Origin of the sequence: Kribbella sp. NPDC051137 (assembly GCF_040682535.1) — a bacterium.
Taxonomy (GTDB): domain Bacteria; phylum Actinomycetota; class Actinomycetes; order Propionibacteriales; family Kribbellaceae; genus Kribbella; species Kribbella karoonensis.
In genome coordinates, this window is record NZ_JBFBBI010000002.1 from 463610 (window position 1) to 480082 (window position 16473).

A 16473-nucleotide genomic window follows, 5' to 3' on the forward strand; every position below is an offset into this window, starting at 1 on the left:
GTGGCCGTTCCGAAGCGGAAGATGTCGCGCAGCAACACCCGTAGCCGCCGGGCCCAGTGGAAGACCACTGCCCCGTCGCTGGTGACCTGCGTGAACCCCGCCTGCCGCGCGAAGCACCTGCAGCACACCGTCTGCCCGAACTGCGGCCAGTACGGCGCCAAGGGCGAGCGTCGCCAGGTCGTCGAGAGCTAAACGGCACCAGTCAGTGAATTCTTCGGTCAACGAAACGGGGCTCTACGCCGAGCTGAACCAGCGGCTCGGCGTATCGCTGGCTGACAATTTGCTGGAGCACGCCTTCACCCACCGTTCGTTCGCGTACGAGAACGGTGGGCTGCCGACGAACGAGCGGCTGGAGTTCCTCGGGGACTCCGTGCTCGGCGTCATCGTCACGGAGTCGTTGTTCCGGAACCACCCGGATCTGAGCGAAGGCCGGCTGGCCAAGCTCCGCGCCGCGGTGGTCAACATGCGTGCGCTCGCGGGTGTTGCCCGCGAGCTCAAGCTCGGCAAGTACCTGCGGCTCGGCCGCGGGGAAGAGGCCACCGGTGGTCGGGACAAGTCCTCGATCCTCGCCGACTGTGTCGAGGCGCTGATCGGCGCCGTCTACCTGGACCGCGGCTTCGAGGTCGCGGGCGGGGTGGTGCACCGGCTGTTCGACGACCTGATGGAGTCGTCGGCCCGGCTCGGCGCCGGCCTGGACTGGAAGACCTCGCTGCAGGAGCTGGTCGCCCAGCTCGGCGTCGGGGTCCCGGAGTACGTGATCGCGGAGTCCGGGCCGGACCACGCGAAGACGTTCGAGGCGCGGGTCCGGATCGGCGCCGACACGTACGGTCACGGCATCGGCCGGAGCAAGAAGGAAGCCGAGCAGCAGGCCGCCGAGACCGCCTGGAAGGCTCTGCGCGCCGCGCATCCGGACAGCGTGGACCCCTCGCAGCAGCCGTAGGGTGCCCGAGCTTCCCGAAGTAGAAGTCGTGCGGCGGGGGTTGGTGGAGTTCCTCACCGGCCGGACCGTCGAGTCCGTCGAGGTGCTGCACCCCCGCCCGGTACGGCGTCATGCCGCCGGGCCGGACGACTTCGTGTCCCGGCTCAAGGGCCAGGTGTTCGCCGAGCCGGCCCGGCGCGGGAAGTACCTGTGGCTGCCGCTGACCTCCGGTGACGCGGTCCTGACCCACCTCGGGATGAGCGGCCAGTTCCGGGTGCAGCCGGTCGGCGCGCCGGACGAGCCGCACCTCCGGGTCCGGTTCCGGTTTGCGGACGGCGGCGGAGAGGTCCGTTTTGTGGACCAGCGGATGTTCGGTGGTCTGTCGTACTCCGAAGGCGGCGCGGAGTTGCCCGCCGAGATCGCGCACATCGCCCGGGACCCGTTCGACCCGCTGTTCGACACCGACGCCGCGATCGCGAAGATCCGGCGCCGGAAGACCGGCCTGAAGCGGGCGCTGCTGGACCAGACCGCGGTCAGCGGGATCGGCAACATCTACGCCGACGAGGCGCTCTGGCGGGCCAAGCTGCACTACGCGCGGGCCACGGAAACGCTGAAACCCTTACAGGCAAGGGATATCCTCGAGCAGGCCCGGGCCGTGATGGCCGAGGCGCTGAACGTTGGTGGCACCAGCTTCGACGCGCTGTACGTCAACGTGAACGGCGAATCCGGGTACTTCGAGCGCGGTCTGAACGTCTACGGCCAGGAGGGCTCGCCGTGCCCGCGGGACGGCCGGCCGATCCGTCGCGAGCCGTTCATGAACCGTTCGTCGTACCGGTGCCCGAAATGTCAGCCCGTTCCACGGCACGTCCGCTGGTGAACGAGGTATCGTTAACAAGTGTGGCCCAGGTTGACCCGTCGCCCCCGCCGGTGTCACCCTGAAAGACGGCACACCTTTTCGGCGCTCCCTCATGACCACGACTCAGGAGCGCGCCCGGCCAGAACCCTTCCGGAGGACAGCACAATGGCCAAGGCTCTTCTAGGGCATCTTGGAGGCACTGACCCGCGCATGCTCGAGCAGGTTCGTCTGCTCAACCGGCGTGTCGCAGATCTGGAGGCGCACGTGATGCGGCTCCAGGCAGAGAACGATCATCTGGTGGCCCAGATCCACGAGGGTCGGCTGCTCACCGTCGACGAGGCTCTGCGCGCTCCCGCTTCGGTCTGACGCTTCAAGAGAAGTACTTCTCGACCGTCCGCACTACGCTACGAACGGCGGTGGCCCCCGTCCGGGCCTCCGCCGGTTGTCTGTTCACCCGTTGTTGTGCTCCCAGACCTTTCGCCGGCCACCTCTGAACGGCTCGGCCTCCGCCGGATTGCGCGAATCTCTTTGTAGACTGCGAAGCGGAACACCTTCCCCCGGGGTAGCGGCAGCGTGACGAACAGCTACGGCGGTTCCTTAGGTACCGTCTGTCCTTTCACGGGTTGGAGACCTTCGCCTTGTACCTGAAGAGCATGACGCTCCGGGGTTTCAAGTCGTTCGCGTCCGCGACGACGATGAACTTCGAACCAGGCATCACCTGCATCGTCGGGCCGAACGGCTCCGGCAAGTCCAACGTCGTCGACGCACTGGCCTGGGTGATGGGTGAGCAGGGCGCGAAGTCGCTGCGCGGCGGCAAGATGGAGGACGTCATCTTCGCCGGCACCTCCGGCCGCTCGCCGCTGGGCCGCGCCGAGGTCGTCCTCACCATCGACAACACCGACGGCGCGCTGCCGATCGAGTACGCCGAGGTGACGATCAGCCGGACGATGTTCCGCAACGGCGGCTCCGACTACCAGATCAACGGCCAGAACTGCCGGCTGCTCGACGTCCAGGAACTGCTCAGCGACTCCGGTATCGGCCGTGAGATGCACGTCATCGTCGGCCAGGGCCAGCTGGACTCGATCCTGCGCGCCACGCCGGAAGGACGCCGCGGGTTCGTCGAGGAGGCGGCCGGCGTCCTGAAGCACCGCAAGCGCAAGGAAAAGGCGATCCGGAAGCTGGAGGCCACCGAAGGCAACCTGCACCGGCTCGGGGACCTGATCCAGGAGATCCGCCGCCAGCTGAAGCCGCTCGGGCGCCAGGCGGAGGTGGCGCGCCGGGCAGTGACGATCCAGGCCGAGGTCCGCGACGGCCGGGCCAGACTGCTGGCCGACGACATCGTCCAGGCCCAGTCGGCGCTGGAGGCCGAGCTGCGCGACGAGGCCCGGCTGACCGAACGCCGTACCGAGGTCGAGGCGAAGCTCCGCGAAGCGCGGGAACTGGAGGCCGAGCTGGAGGACGCGCTCCGCGAGGACGCCCCGGCGCTGCAGGCCGCGCAGGACACCTGGTACCAGCTGTCCGGCTTCGGCGAGAAGATCAAGGGTACGGCGCGGATCGCCGCGGACCGGATCCGTTCGCTGAACGACGAGGCCGAGGAGCCGCGGCCGGGCCGCGACCCCGAGGAGCTCGAGCTGGAGGCCGCCCGGGTCCGAGAGACCGAGGCGCAGATCGAGGCCGAGGTCGAGGCGCACTCCGAGCTGCTGGCCGAGTCCGTCGAGCGCCGCCAGCAACTGGAAGCGCAGGAGGCGGAGGAGGAGCGCCGGATCTCCGCGCTGATCCGGGCCGCCGCGGACCGTCGCGAGGGCCTGGCCCGGCTGACCGGTCAGGTGAACGCGCTGAAGAGCCGCGCGGCCGCCGCCGAGTCCGAGATCGGCCGGCTGGCGAACAACCGCCGCGAGGCCGAGGAGCGGGCCGCGAAGGCGCAGCACGACTTCACCGCGCTGGAGACCCAGGTCGCCGGGCTGGACGCCGGCGAGAAGGGCCTCGACGAGGAGTACGAGGGCGCCCAGGCGGTTCTCGACGAGCTGGACGAGCGGCTGGCGAAGCTGCGGGCCGAGGAGCGCGACGCCGAGCGCGAGCGCACCGGTCTGACGGCCCGGAAGGAAGCCCTCGAACTCGGCCTGAACCGCAAGGACGGCGCCGGCGCGCTGCTGGCCGCGTCCGAGCAGGTCAACGGCCTGATGGGGTCGGTCGCCGCGCTGCTGAGCGTCCGGACCGGGTACGAGACCGCGATCGCGGCGGCGCTCGGCGAGGCAGCGGACGCGGTCGCCGTCACCCACACGGACGCCGCGCTGCACGCGGTCGGCCACCTCAAGGAGCACGACCTCGGCCGCGCCGGGATGCTGCTCGGCGACGCCCCGGCCGACGACTACTCGCTGTGGCCCGTCCTGCCGTACGGCGCGTCGTACGCCGTGGACGTCGTCGAGTGCCCGGAGACCCTGCGGTCCGGACTGCGACGGCTGCTGCGCAAGGTCGCGGTCGTTGACGACGTCGACACGGCGCGGTCGCTGATCCGGAACCTGCCCGACGTCACCTGCACGACGCGGGCGGGCGACGTACTCGGGGCGCATTTCGTATACGGCGGGTCAGACGCGGCGCCGAGCCTGATCGAGGTGCAGTCCGCGGTCGACGAGGCGGCGGAGAAGCTGACCGAGGCGACGGCGCGCAGCGAGCGGCTGCGGTTCGAGCTGCAGGCGCTGGAGCAGGAGCGCGCCCGGCAGAAGGAATCCGTCGAGATCACGCTGGCCCGGCTGCACGAGTCGGACGCGTCGATGGCCGCGGTCGCCGAGCAGCTGGGGCACTTCGGATCGCTGGCCAAGGCCTCCCGCGGTGAAGCGGAGCGGATGGCCGAGGCGATCGCGGCGGCCGAGGAGGAACGCGACCGGAACCTGTCCGGCCTGGCCGAGCTGGAAGAGCGGCTGATGGACGCCGAGGCGTTCGACGAGGACGGCGACGAGCCCGACACGTCCGAGCGCGACCGGCTGGCCGAGGCCGCCAAGGCCGGGCGTGCCGCCGAGATGGAGGCGCGGCTGGCGCTGCGGACCACCGAGGAGCGGGCGCGGGCGCTGTCCGGCCGTGCGGACTCGCTGGAGCGGGCGGCGCGGCAGGAGCGCGAGGCGCGGGCCCGGTCGATCGCGCGGGCGGCCCGCCGGGCGCGCCAGGCCGAGGCGGCGAACGCCGTACACCTGGCTGCCGGTCACGTGCTGGCGCGGCTGGAATCGTCGTTGCAGTTGGCCGCCGCCGAGCGTGCGGAGATCCAGGCGCAGCGGGCCGACCGGGAGCAGGCGCTGGCGCAGGCCCGGTCCCAGACCCGGAACCTCAGCTCCGAGCTGGAGCAGCTGACGAACACGGTGCACCGGGACGCGCTGGCGCGGGCCGAGCAGAAGATGCGGCTCGAGGCGCTGTACGAGAAGGCGCTCGGCGAGCTCGGGATCGAGGTCGACGCGCTGGTCACGGAGTACGGGCCGGACAAGCTGGTCCCGCCGGTGCCTTCGCCGGACTCTTCCGCCGAGGACGAGCAGCCCGAGGGCGAGCCGTTCAACCGGACCAAGGTGGAGAAGCGGCTGAAGCAGGCCGAGCGGGCGCTGAACCAGCTCGGCAAGATCAACCCGCTCGCGCTCGAGGAGTTCGAGGCGATGGAGGAGCGGCACCGCTTCCTCTCCGAGCAGCTCGACGACCTGAAGAAGTCCCGCCGCGACCTGATGGACATCGTCAAGGAGGTCGACGAGCGGGTCGAGCAGGTGTTCACCGAGGCGTACCGGGACGTGGAGATCGCGTTCGAGCACGTCTTCAGCCGGCTGTTCCCGGGCGGTGAGGGCCGGCTGGTGCTGACCGATCCGTCGGACATGCTGACCACCGGCATCGACGTCGAGGCCCGCCCGCCGGGCAAGAAGGTCAAGCGCCTGTCACTGCTGTCCGGCGGTGAGCGCTCGCTGGTCGCGGTCGCCTTCCTGGTCGCCCTGTTCAAGGCGCGCCCGTCGCCGTTCTACATCCTCGACGAGGTCGAGGCCGCGCTCGACGACACCAACCTCGGCCGCCTCCTGGAGATCTACGAAGAGCTCCGCGAGAACAGCCAGCTCCTGGTCATCACCCACCAGAAGCGCACCATGGAGGTCGCCGACGCTCTGTACGGCGTCACGATGCGCGGCGACGGCGTCTCCGCCGTCATCTCCCAGCGCATCCGCGAGCCCGAACCCGTCTAGGCCGTCTAGCCCGTCTAGCCCGTTCAGGCCGTGATCGTCATCGACGCGAGCCGGTCGCCGCGGACGTCGAAGGTGAAGTGGGACGGGCCGTTGAAGCCGTTGCCGCCCACCTGGGTCAGGACGGTCAGCGGGTTGCCCGGGGTGCTGACCTCGGTGCCGGTGAAGGTGGCCTGTTTGCCGATCAGCTCGTTGTCGCTCCACGCGCGGATCTGGTCGGGACCGCGGAACTCGCGGCCCCAGTCGTTCACGTAGCCGTCGGGCGCGAACGCCGCGACGAACGCGTCGTTGTCGAGGGCGTCGATCGCGTCGAGGGCGCGCTGGACCGGTGCGGGAATCTCCTGGCTCATGTTCCCGACCATAGTTGAACCGGCAGTTGAACCGATCGGGCGTTCCGTACGTGTGCGGGGTGATGTCGCTCGACCGAGGAGGTTGTCATGAAGCGTGTGGCCAGTGTGACGGGTGTGGTGGTGCTCGGCCTCGCCGGACTGACCGCCTGCGGCGGCGGGGGCGGCTACGGGTCAGGTTCGGGTTCCGGGTCCGGTTCCGCGCCGGCGTCGACCCCGGCCGGGGGTACGGCGAAGCTCGCGACCGCGACCGTCGGCTCCCTGGGCAAGGTCGTTGTCGACGGCAACGGGCGGACGGTGTACGTGTACGACAAGGACAGCAAGGGCAAGTCCAACTGCGAAGGCGGTTGTCTGGCCAAGTGGCCGGCGCTCGCGGGCGGGGCCGGCACGCCCCAGCTGACCGGCATCGACGCCTCGCTGATCAGCACCATCACGAGGTCCGACGGCAGCAAGCAGCTGGCCCTCAACGGCATGCCGCTGTACCTGTACGCGCAGGACACCCAAGCCGGCCAGGCCAAGGGTCAAGCGGTCGGCGGCGTCTGGTGGGCGGTCGGCGCGGACGGTAAGAAGATCACCACCCAGTCGGGTGGCTCGGGTAATGGCAACGGCTACTGACCCGACCAGCGCCGATCTGATGTGGACGGCCACGGCTCCCGGTATCGTGCGGTCGGTGGGTGACAACCCAGCGTCGCCGGACGCCGAGACGCTGATTCGCACGCTGTACGCCGAGCACGGGCGCAGCCTCCTCGCGTACGCTACCCGGCTGACCGGAGACCGGGCCGCGGCGGAGGACGTCGTACAGGAGACGCTGCTGCGAGCATGGCGGCATGCGGACGACCTGGCGGCCGGCAAGGGATCGGTGCGGGGGTGGCTGCTGACCGTGGCGCGGAACCTGGTCACGGATCGCGCCCGTGCCCGGGCGGCGCGTCCGGCCGAGGTGGCGGACGTGGTGGACCGGCCGCCCGTCGAGCTGGACCACTCCGAGTCCGTGGTGAACACCATGGTGGTGATGGAGGCCCTCGACAAGGTGTCGTCCGAGCATCGTGAGGTGCTCGTGCAGCTGTACTACCGCGGCCGGTCAGTGGCGGAGGCTGCGAAGGAGCTGGGGGTGCCGCCCGGTACCGTCAAATCACGTACGTACTACGCCCTCCGAGCTCTGCGCGCGGTGCTGGCAGAGAAGACCGCGGAGGTGTCCCATGAGTGAGCACGACCGTACCCAGCTGGGCGCCTACGCGCTCGGTGCGTTGGAGCCGGCCGAGGCTGCCGAGGTCGAGGCACACCTGGCTGCCTGTGCGGAGTGCCGCACGGAGCTGGACGAGCTGACCGAGCTGACGGACCTCCTGGGCGACGTGCCGCCGGAGGCGTTCCTGGACGGCCCGCCGGAGGGTGGCGACCTGTTGCTGCAGCGGACGCTGCGTGAGGCACGCTCAGAGCCACCCGAGGAGGCGGCAGCTCCCGTGAGGCGCCGGTCGCGCTGGCTGCTCGTTGCCGCGGCGCTGGTGCTTGTGGCAGGCGTACTGGGCGGCGGCGTGGCGATCGGACGGGCGACGGCGCCGGCCAACGACCAGCCGGTCGCTGGGTCCAAGCAGGTGACGACGGTGGACACCAACACGGGCGCTCACATGACCGCCTCTGTCGAGCCGCGGCCGGGCTGGAGCTGGGTGCAGGTCCAGCTGACGGGTCTCAAGGCGGGCGACCAGTGCGAAATGATCGTCACAGACACAGCCGGCTACAGCTGGACCGCAGGCAGCTGGCTGGTGTCCGAGAAGGCTGCCGAGAACGGGAGCACGTTCGGGGGCGGCGTGTTGGTCCCGCTCGACCAAGTTCACTCGGTGGAGATCCGGACTGTCCAAGGACGGCATGTGGTGACAGCCACGCTGTAGGGGAGGATGGAGCCGTGGCTACTACCTCCGAGGACCTGCGGGAGCGCCGGAAGAACGCGGCGAACAACTGTGAGCGCTGGCTGTCGAACCGGCGGGTGCCGGCAGCAGAACGCCTGCGGCAGCTCGCGGAGGTGGTCACCGACGACCAAGTCGATGTCTATGGCAACGGCGGTGAGGTGGCAGCGCTGGAGCAGGAGGTAGCCGAGCTACTCGGCAAACCGGCCGCGGTGTTCCTCCCGACCGGCATCATGGCGCAGCAGGCCGTGCTGCGGGTCTACGCCGACCGCGCAGGCACCAGCCGGGTGGCTGTGCACGGGCTGGCACACCTGTTGGTGCACGAGCTGAACGCGCTGGAAGAGGTGCACCACCTGCGGATCGAGCGGATGACGTCGGACCTGCGTCAGCCGCGGCCGGACGAGCTGGCCGCGATTCCCGGCGCGCTGGCTGCCGTGACGCTGGAGCTGCCGCTGAGGGACGGCGGGTTCGTACTGCCGACGTGGGACGAGCTGGTGATGTTCTCCGAGGCCTGCGCCGGGCGCGGCGTACCGCTGCACCTCGACGGCGCCCGCCTCTGGGAGAGCACGCCGTACCTGGGTCACAGCCTGGCGGAGGTCGGTGCGCTGGCGTCGACCGTGTACGTGTCGTTCTACAAGATCCTGGGTGCGGTCAGCGGTGCGGCACTCGCCGGACCCGAGGACGTGATCGCCGAGGTACGCCGGTGGCAGCGCCGGCTCGGCGGCAACCTCTACTCGCTGTTCCCGTACGCCGTGTCCGCGCGCCACGGTCTGCGGACGGTCCTTCCGTTGATGGACGACCTGCACCAGCGGGCCGTCGAGGTCGCGATGGCGTTGCAGAGCGAGGGTTTCCGGGTGTTCCCGGAGCCGCCGCACAGCAACTCGTTCCGGGTCTACGCGCCGCGCGCCGCCGAGTCGATGGAGCGCGCGGCCGTCGAGCGGATGGAGCGGACACGCGAGTCCTTGTGCGGTCCGTGGACCTCGGCCGACGTACCCGGATGGTCGTGGATCGAGCTGGTGATGACGCCGCTGACGCTGGAATGGCAGGTCGACGAAATCGCCAAGGCCTTCGGGGAACTTCTGACGCGGTAGGTACGTCAGGGAGTGTGTTGGGTGTGGGGATCCGGGGAGAGAAGTGCTGACATTCGTCGTCACGATGGTTGTTCTGTTGGTTCTGTCGGGGCTCGTGCTGCTGGCCGTGGCACGAGGTGAGGGGAAGCGTTTCGGCTAGCTGAGCGCGTCCACGATCGCCTTGACGATCGGGGCGGCGATGGTGATCGTCGGCAGGACGAGTAGTGCGGCCGCGCCGGTGTAGGTGATGGCGGACAGTCCGCGCTCGTTGGCCGCGGGACCGGCCAGTCGCTCGACCCGCAGTACGGTGGCCGACTTGGCCGCGGCCAGGGCGGCCTCGGGTGCCGGGGCTCCGGCCAGTGCGACCAGTGCGCGGGCCAGCGGTCGCGGGCCGTTGCGGCGACGGGCCTCGTCGTCGGCGAGCAACTCGACCAGGGTGCGTGCCTGCTCGAGCGCCACGTCACTGCGTACCCAGCGGGGGAACGCGTGGTGCAGTGCGGTGAACTCCTCGAGTACGAGGTCGTGCCGTGCGCGGAGGTGCGCCTGCTCGTGGGCGAGTACTGCCTTGAGTTCGTTGTCGTCCAGCCGGTCCAGTGCGCCGACGGACACGACAACGCGCGCACCACGCAGCGCGGGCAGGCAGTACGCCAGCGGTGTCTCCTCGGCCAGCACACGCAGCCCCGGGATCAGCCCGTCCGGTGTCGCGAGTACGTCGACCAGGTCGCGGTGCCGCTTGCGCCTGGCGCGCGTACCGACCGCCACGCGCCCGACGGCCCACGCGAGCCGTACGACGACTGACGCGACCATGGCGAGGATCAGAGCAGCCAGGAGGTCCCGTGGCGACGACGGATCGAACCGCGGGTGCCCGGGCCTTCCCGCGATCCAGTAGGACAACGCGATACCGGCACCGAGAGCAGCCAGTACGGCGGCCAGGGCGATCGACTGCCAGAGGATGACCGCGGCCCGGGGAACCCGATACGGCCAGTCGGAACGTGCCAGCAGTGCCGGAGCCGGACCGGTGAGCACCAGCGCCAGGACGGCCAGCAGAACCGGGGTCGTCACCCCTGGTTGTCCAACCTGGACAGGGCGTCACGCAGCAGCGCAGCCTCTTCTTCGGAGACCTGACCCACGAAACGGACCAGGGCCTCCCGCCGGTCGCCGGCGCCGTTCAGCGCGTCCCGCATCAGGTCCGCGGCCAGCTCCTCACGTGGCGCGGCGGCGCGGTAGCGCCAGGCCTTGCCGTCGCGCTCGCGCTCGGTCAGCTTCTTCTTCGCCAGCCGGTCCAGAACGGTCATCACGGTGGTGTAGGCGAGCTCACGGGTCCCGGACAGCTTCTCGTGCACCTCGCGCACCGTCAGTGCGGCCGGAGCCGCCCAGAGCTGCTCCATCACCAGGCGTTCCAGGTCGCCCAGGGGGCGCGGTCCTTTCTCCTCACTCGCCACGTGGCAAGTATAACTACAGCTCGTAGTAGATCTGCGCTAGCATCTACTACGTAGCGTCGTAGATGGGCTGGGAGGCCTTCCGATGGACACCCTGGATCTGGCCCGGTGGCAGTTCGCGATCACCACCGTGTACCACTTCTTCTTCGTGCCGGTGACGATCTCGCTGGTCGCGATCACCGCCGGCCTGCAGACCGCCTGGTACCGGACCGGGAAGGAGAAGTACCTCCGGCTGACCAAGTTCTACGGGAAGCTGTTCCTGATCAACATCGCGATGGGCGTGGTCACCGGCCTGGTCCAGGAGTTCCAGTTCGGGATGAACTGGAGCGACTACTCGCGGTTCGTCGGGGACGTGTTCGGCGCCCCGCTGGCGCTCGAGGGCCTGCTCGCATTCTTCCTCGAGTCGACGTTCATCGGCCTCTGGATCTTCGGCTGGGACCGGCTCCCGAAGCTGGTCCACCTCGGCTGTATCTGGATGGTGGTGCTCGGCACGCAGCTCTCGGCGTACTTCATCCTCGCGGCCAACTCGTGGATGCAGCACCCGGTCGGCTTCCGCTACAACGCCGCCCGCGGTCGCGCGGAGCTGACCGACCTGTGGGCGGTGCTGACCAACAAGGTCGTGCTGGTCACCTATCCGCACACGATCTTCGCCGCGTTCATGGTCGGTGGTGCGTTCGTGGCCGGTGTCGCGCTGTGGCACCTGCTCCGGCGGCAGGCGGATCGCGACGTCTTCCGGTCGGCGCTGAAGATCGGGGCGTCCGTCGTACTGGTGGCGAGTGTGGGTGTCGCGATCAGCGGCGACCTGCAGGGCAAGGTGATGACCGAGGTGCAGCCGATGAAGATGGCGGCGGCCGAGGCGCTGTACGAGACCGAGAAGCCGGCGTCGTTCTCGGTGTTCACGGTCGGCACGCTGGACGGGTCGAAGGAGATCTTCTCGATCAAGGTGCCGTACCTGCTGTCGTTCCTGGCCACCGGGCACTTCGGCGGCGAGGTGAAGGGCGTCAACTCGCTGCAGGACGCGTACGAACAGCTCTACGGACCGGGCTCGTACAAGCCGAACATCCCACTGACCTACTGGACGTTCCGGCTGATGATCGGGGTCGGGATGCTGTCCGCGGCGATCGCGCTCTGGCTGCTGTGGACCACCCGCCGCGGCCGCGCGCCGGCCGGCTGGCTGATCTGGGTGGTGGCGCCGCTGCCGCTGCTGCCACTGGTCGCGAACACCTTCGGCTGGATCTTCACCGAGACCGGACGGCAACCCTGGCTGGTGTTCGGGTTGTTGCGGACGGCCTCGGGTGTCTCACCCGGTACGACGAGCGGTGAGGTGATCACGTCGCTGGTCGGGTTCACCCTGCTGTACGGCGCTCTCGCGGTGGTCGAGACCAAGCTGATGCTGCGGACGATCCGGGGCGGCCTGGCCGGGACCGACGCACCGCCGGACACCGGCACCGACCAGCCCGACAAACCGCTGTCGTTCGCGTACTGAGGGGCTCGAGATGGAACTGACGACTGTGTGGTTCATCGCGATCGCGATGCTCTGGACCGGGTACTTCGTGCTCGAGGGGTTCGACTTCGGCGTCGGCATGCTGTACCGCGTGCTCGGCCGGAACGAGACCGAGCGACGGGCCGCGATCGAGACCATCGGACCGGTCTGGGACGGCAACGAGGTCTGGCTGATCATGGCCGGCGCGGCGACGTTCGCGGCGTTCCCGGAGTGGTACGCGACGCTGTTCAGCGGGTTCTACCTGCCGCTGTTCTTCATCCTGGTCGGGCTGATCGTCCGCGGTGTCGCGCTGGAGTACCGCGGCAAGCGGGACGATCCGGTCTGGCGGTCCCGGATGGACGGCATGATCGTGGCCGGGTCGGTGCTGCCCGCGCTGCTCTGGGGCGTTGCCTTCGGCAACATCGTGCGCGGGGTGCCGCTGGACGCGCGGCACGAGTACGTCGGGAGCTTCGGGACGTTGCTGAACCCGTTCGCGCTGCTCGGCGGGCTGACGTTCGTGGCCGTGTTCGTCACGCACGGCGCGATCTTCCTCGCGCTGCGCACCACCGACGACCTGCGCGTCCGCGCCAACCGGCTCGCGACCCGCGCCGGCGCGGTCGCCGCGGTGCTGACGATCGCGTTCCTGGTGTGGGCGCAGGAATTGCGGGGCGGCGACACCGCGTCGCTGGTTCTGACAGTCGCCGCGATCGCCGCCTTCGCCGGCGGTCTGGTCGCGAACCTGCTGCGCCGCGAGGGCTGGGCCTTCGTCGGTACGACGCTCGCGATCGGGCTGGCCGTGGTGTCGTTGTTCGTCGCGCTGTTCCCGGACGTGATGCCGTCGACGCTTCCAGGCACCTCCCTGACCGCGGCCGACGCCGCCTCCTCGCCCTACACGCTCAAGGCGATGACGATCATCACGGCGATCTTCCTGCCGCTGGTGATGCTGTACCAGGGCTGGACGTACTGGGTGTTCCGCAAGCGGGTCGTGGCCGCATGAAGCCGCTCGACCCGCGGCTGCTGCGGCGAGCACGAGGCGCCCGGGTGTTCCTGGCCGCGTCTGTGGTGATCGGTGTGCTCAGCGGCGTGCTGATCATCACGCAGGCGGTGCTGCTGGCGCATGGCATCGCGGGCGTCGTGCTGCATGGCACTGGGGTCGGTGCGGTCGCGTGGGGGCTGGCCGCTGTGGTGGCTGCGCGGGCGTTGCTGGTGTGGGCGCAAGAGGTCGTCGCGCAACGTGCCGCGGCTGCTGTGAAGTCAACGCTGCGGCGGCAGGTGCTGGAGCACTCGTTGAAGCTAGGGCCGGTGTGGTTGAGCGGTGAGCGCAGCAGTGCGCTCACAACGCTGCTGACAAAGGGCTTGGACGATTTGGACCCGTACTTCGCCCGGTACCTGCCTCAGCTCGTGCTGGCGTCCACTGTGCCGGCCGGAGTGATCGGATGGATGGCTACGGGCGATCTGATTGCTGCTGGGACCGTACTGATCACGTTGCCGTTGATTCCGATCTTCATGGTCTTGATCGGGTGGGTGACGCAAGCCCGGAGCCGGCGGCGGCAGCATGCGTTGGCGGTGTTGGCCCATCATTTCGCGGATGTTGTCGGCGGGCTGACCACGTTGAAGCTGTTCGGCCGGGCCAAGGCGCAGGAGTCCGCCGTACGGCGGGTCACCGATCAGCACCGGGTCGCGTCGATGGGGAGTCTGCGGGTCGCTTTCCTGTCGTCGTTCGCGTTGGAGTTGTTGGCGAGCCTGTCGGTGGCGTTGGTCGCGGTGGGCGTCGGGCTTCGGCTGGTGGACGGGAAGCTCGGGTTGGAGACGGCGCTCATGGTGCTGATCCTGGCTCCTGAGGCGTACCTCCCGCTGCGCCAGGTCGGCATGCAGTTCCACGCGAGCGCGGACGGGGTGGCGGCGAGCGAAGAGGTGTTCCGGGTGCTGGAGACGCGGCTGCCGGAGCGGGGCGAGCGGACCGACGTACCGGATCTGCGCGTGACGCCGCTGCACCTGTACGACGTGACCGTGACGTATCCGGGGCGGGAGGAGCCGGCGCTCGACGGGTTCGACCTGGAGGTGCGGCCGGGGGAGGTGGTCGCGCTGACCGGTCCGAGCGGCGCCGGGAAGTCGACCGTACTTGCCGTGCTGCTCGGCTTCGTCGTACCGGATCGCGGGGTGGTGGTCGCGGGTGGGAGCGCCGCCGACGAGTTCGTGCCGTCCGTGTGGCGGCGCCAGTTCGCATGGGTCCCGCAGAACCCGGGTCTTCGCCTGGGCACCGTCGCCGGCAACGTCCGCCTCGGCCGCCCAGACGCCACCGACGCCCAGGTCCGCGCGGCGCTGACTGCCGCGGGGGCCGCCGACCTGCCGCTGGACAAGGCCGTCGGCGAACAAGGTCACCAACTCTCCGGCGGCCAGCAACGCCGCGTGGCACTGGCCCGGGCCCTCCTGACCGACGCCCCCGTCCTTCTCCTGGACGAGCCCACCGCCGGCCTGGACCCCGACACCGAAGCCGAGGTCATCACGTCCCTCCGCGCCACCGGCCGCACGATCCTCTTGGTAGCCCACCGCCCCGCCCTGATAGCAGCGGCCGACCGCACCGTCTCCGTAGGATCCCGACAGTTGGTGAACGCATGAACGAGTTGGCTCGTCCGCAGCGGGGCATGGTGTGGCGGCTCGTCCTGGCACTCGTACTGGGGGTTGCTGCGGCTGGATCTGCCGTGGCTTTGCTGGCTACGTCTGCCTGGTTGATCACGGCTGCGTCCGCTCAGCCGCCTGTGCTGCTGTTGATGGTCCCCATCGTGGCCGTACGGGCTTTCGGGGTCGGACGGGGTGTTTTCCGGTACGTGGAGCGCCTGGTGGGACACGACGCGGCGTACCGGGTGCTCGGGGAGACGCGGGCTCGCGTGACCGGTCGACTCGAGAAGCTGGCGCCGCTGAAGAGTCAACGACAAGGCGACCTGCTGGCGCGGCTAGTGCTGGACGTGGACGCGGTACTCGACCTGTGGCTGCGTGTCCTGCTGCCTGTTGCGGTCGCAGCGGTAACAGCCACCGCGACGGTTGCCCTCCTCGTCCTACTGCTCCCAGCAGCAGGCGTAGCAGTCGCCCTCGCGGTACTCATCGCCTGCACCGTCGTGCCGTGGCTGACAGCCCGTACCGCGGAGCACGCCGAGCGCAGCATCGCAGGCGCCCGTGGTGACGTAGCAGCCACCACCACCGAGACCCTGCTCACCGCAGCCGACGTACTCGCCTACGACGCCGTAGAGACGGTCCTGGACGACTTCACCCGCCGCGACGCGCACCTGGCAGCGGCCGAACGCCGATCTGCCTGGAGCACCGGCCTCGGCAGCGCCCTGCTCGTCGTCTGTGTCGGCGGCGCGAGCATTGCCGCGCTGGTCCTCGGCAGTACGGCGAACATCGCCGGCGCGGTCTTCGCCGTACTGGTCCTCACCCCGCTGGCCCTCGCCGACGTACTGGGAGGCATCCCCGCCGCCGCTCAACTGGCGCTCCGCGTACGGGCGTCCCTCGCCAGAGTCGAGGAACTCGTGGACACCCCACAACCGGTCACCGACCCGCGCGACCCCCTCCCGCTCCCACCCGGCCGGGATCTCCAGGTGAACCTCCTCCGCGTCGGGTACGACGACACCGACGTACTGGACGGTCTCACCGTCGACATGCCTGCCGGCAGCCGCGTCGTGATCACGGGAGCGAGCGGATCAGGCAAGAGCACCCTGGCGGCGGTCCTGCTCCGTTTCCTCGAGCCACGCGGCGGAGAGGTCCTCCTGGACGGCGTAGACCTCTCCAGCCTCGAAGGCGACCAGGTACGTACAGTCGTCGGTCTACTGACCCAGGAGAGTCACGTCTTCGACACGAGCATCCGGGAGAACCTGCTGCTGGCAAAGCCGGGCGTGAGTGACCTGCAGCTCTGGAAGGCGCTCTACCGCGCCCGCCTCGGCGTCTTCGTTGAGAACCTGCCCGACGGCCTGGACACGATGGTCGGCGAGCACGGCGCCCGCCTGTCCGGCGGTGAACGCCAGCGACTCGCCTTCGCGCGACTGCTGCTCGCCGACCGGGACGTACTGGTTCTGGACGAGCCCACGGAGCACCTGGACGAGGAGACCGGCCGGGCGCTCCTGGCCGACCTGTTCGCCGCGGCAGGCGACCGTACGGTGGTGCTGCTCACCCACAGGCCCGAGCTGGTTCCTCCTCACGTTCCGCGACAACTGGTTTGCCTGACGTGACGAATGCGTGCGGCGGGCCGGGTGTCTGTCAAGATGGGG

The 16473-nt window shown here is 69.7% G+C and carries 16 protein-coding genes; 13 read left to right on the forward strand and 3 right to left on the reverse strand.

The features are described from left to right. The 5 genes from rpmF (at position 1) to smc (ending at position 5977) form a co-directional block, all read left to right on the forward strand. On the forward strand, positions 1–192 hold the full coding sequence (gene rpmF, locus AB0M51_RS09655; RefSeq protein ID WP_130387616.1) for a 50S ribosomal protein L32: 192 nt from the start codon (positions 1–3) through the stop codon (positions 190–192). A gap of 52 nt (positions 193–244) precedes the next feature. Then, complete coding sequence (rnc, locus tag AB0M51_RS09660; RefSeq protein ID WP_363749471.1) at positions 245–940, forward strand: ribonuclease III; 696 nt, start codon at positions 245–247, stop codon at positions 938–940. 1 nt (position 941) lies between these two features. Further along, on the forward strand, positions 942–1796 hold the full coding sequence (mutM, locus tag AB0M51_RS09665) for a bifunctional DNA-formamidopyrimidine glycosylase/DNA-(apurinic or apyrimidinic site) lyase (RefSeq protein WP_344188191.1): 855 nt from the start codon (positions 942–944) through the stop codon (positions 1794–1796). Positions 1797–1985: 189 nt separating this feature from the next. Then, positions 1986–2141 carry a hypothetical protein gene (locus AB0M51_RS09670; RefSeq protein WP_233715190.1) on the forward strand — a complete coding sequence of 52 codons (156 nt, stop codon included), beginning with the start codon at positions 1986–1988 and terminating at the stop codon, positions 2139–2141. Between the two features lie 272 nt (positions 2142–2413). Then, the gene (gene smc, locus AB0M51_RS09675; RefSeq protein WP_344188473.1) at positions 2414–5977 is read left to right on the forward strand and encodes a chromosome segregation protein SMC; all 3564 of its coding nucleotides are present in this window, start codon (positions 2414–2416) and stop codon (positions 5975–5977) included. Between the two features lie 23 nt (positions 5978–6000). Here smc and AB0M51_RS09680 read toward each other — a convergent pair whose 3' ends face one another. After that, positions 6001–6324 (reverse strand): nuclear transport factor 2 family protein, encoded by a 324-nt coding sequence (locus AB0M51_RS09680; protein WP_344188190.1) that lies wholly within the window; start codon positions 6322–6324, stop codon positions 6001–6003. An 87-nt stretch (positions 6325–6411) separates the two neighbouring features. Here AB0M51_RS09680 and AB0M51_RS09685 point away from each other — a divergent pair, with 87 nt between their 5' ends. From AB0M51_RS09685 to AB0M51_RS09700, 4 genes are read left to right on the forward strand one after another with little or no spacing between them, the layout of a single operon-like run. After that, positions 6412–6936, forward strand: coding sequence for a hypothetical protein (locus AB0M51_RS09685; protein WP_344188189.1), 525 nt, complete (start codon positions 6412–6414; stop codon positions 6934–6936). 55 nt (positions 6937–6991) lie between these two features. Then, positions 6992–7525, forward strand: a complete 534-nt coding sequence (locus tag AB0M51_RS09690) for a sigma-70 family RNA polymerase sigma factor (RefSeq protein WP_344188188.1) — start codon at positions 6992–6994, stop codon at positions 7523–7525. Further along, on the forward strand, positions 7518–8204 hold the full coding sequence (locus tag AB0M51_RS09695) for a zf-HC2 domain-containing protein (RefSeq protein ID WP_344188187.1): 687 nt from the start codon (positions 7518–7520) through the stop codon (positions 8202–8204). Before AB0M51_RS09690 ends, AB0M51_RS09695 begins: the two co-directional genes overlap by 8 nt. Before the next feature lie 14 nt (positions 8205–8218). Beyond that, complete coding sequence (locus tag AB0M51_RS09700) at positions 8219–9310, forward strand: beta-eliminating lyase-related protein (protein ID WP_344188186.1); 1092 nt, start codon at positions 8219–8221, stop codon at positions 9308–9310. A 135-nt stretch (positions 9311–9445) separates the two neighbouring features. On the opposite strand, the gene AB0M51_RS09705 is transcribed toward AB0M51_RS09700, so the two are convergent. Further along, on the reverse strand, positions 9446–10351 hold the full coding sequence (locus tag AB0M51_RS09705) for a M56 family metallopeptidase (protein ID WP_344188185.1): 906 nt from the start codon (positions 10349–10351) through the stop codon (positions 9446–9448). Then, positions 10348–10731 (reverse strand): BlaI/MecI/CopY family transcriptional regulator, encoded by a 384-nt coding sequence (locus AB0M51_RS09710; protein ID WP_344188184.1) that lies wholly within the window; start codon positions 10729–10731, stop codon positions 10348–10350. Before AB0M51_RS09710 ends, AB0M51_RS09705 begins: the two co-directional genes overlap by 4 nt. Positions 10732–10813: 82 nt before the next feature. On the opposite strand from AB0M51_RS09710, the gene AB0M51_RS09715 reads away from it, so the two are divergent. Genes AB0M51_RS09715 through cydC form a run of 4 tightly spaced genes read left to right on the forward strand, consistent with a single transcriptional unit; the run spans position 10814 to position 16434 of the window. After that, a complete protein-coding gene (locus AB0M51_RS09715; protein ID WP_344188183.1) occupies positions 10814–12214 on the forward strand; it encodes a cytochrome ubiquinol oxidase subunit I in 1401 nt (466 codons plus the stop codon). Positions 12215–12224: 10 nt separating this feature from the next. Then, a complete protein-coding gene (gene cydB, locus AB0M51_RS09720; RefSeq protein WP_344188182.1) occupies positions 12225–13208 on the forward strand; it encodes a cytochrome d ubiquinol oxidase subunit II in 984 nt (327 codons plus the stop codon). Next, positions 13205–14830 carry a thiol reductant ABC exporter subunit CydD gene (gene cydD, locus AB0M51_RS09725; RefSeq protein WP_344188181.1) on the forward strand — a complete coding sequence of 542 codons (1626 nt, stop codon included), beginning with the start codon at positions 13205–13207 and terminating at the stop codon, positions 14828–14830. The genes cydB and cydD overlap by 4 nt, the downstream gene beginning before the upstream one ends. Further along, positions 14827–16434 (forward strand): thiol reductant ABC exporter subunit CydC, encoded by a 1608-nt coding sequence (gene cydC, locus AB0M51_RS09730; protein WP_344188180.1) that lies wholly within the window; start codon positions 14827–14829, stop codon positions 16432–16434. The genes cydD and cydC overlap by 4 nt, the downstream gene beginning before the upstream one ends. The last annotated feature ends 39 nt before the right edge of the window (positions 16435–16473 follow it).

Excerpts from the sequence above, each read along its gene's own strand:
- AB0M51_RS09670 (WP_233715190.1), top strand. The coding sequence starts at position 1,986 with ATGCTCGAGCAGGTTCGTCTGCTCAACCGGCGTGTCGCAGATCTGGAG.
- AB0M51_RS09680 (WP_344188190.1), bottom strand. The coding sequence starts at position 6,324 with ATGAGCCAGGAGATTCCCGCACCGGTCCAGCGCGCCCTCGACGCGATC.
- AB0M51_RS09685 (WP_344188189.1), top strand. The coding sequence starts at position 6,412 with ATGAAGCGTGTGGCCAGTGTGACGGGTGTGGTGGTGCTCGGCCTCGCC.
- AB0M51_RS09695 (WP_344188187.1), top strand. The coding sequence starts at position 7,518 with ATGAGTGAGCACGACCGTACCCAGCTGGGCGCCTACGCGCTCGGTGCG.
- AB0M51_RS09715 (WP_344188183.1), top strand. The coding sequence starts at position 10,814 with ATGGACACCCTGGATCTGGCCCGGTGGCAGTTCGCGATCACCACCGTG.
- cydB (WP_344188182.1), top strand. The coding sequence starts at position 12,225 with ATGGAACTGACGACTGTGTGGTTCATCGCGATCGCGATGCTCTGGACC.
- cydD (WP_344188181.1), top strand. The coding sequence starts at position 13,205 with ATGAAGCCGCTCGACCCGCGGCTGCTGCGGCGAGCACGAGGCGCCCGG.
- cydC (WP_344188180.1), top strand. The coding sequence starts at position 14,827 with ATGAACGAGTTGGCTCGTCCGCAGCGGGGCATGGTGTGGCGGCTCGTC.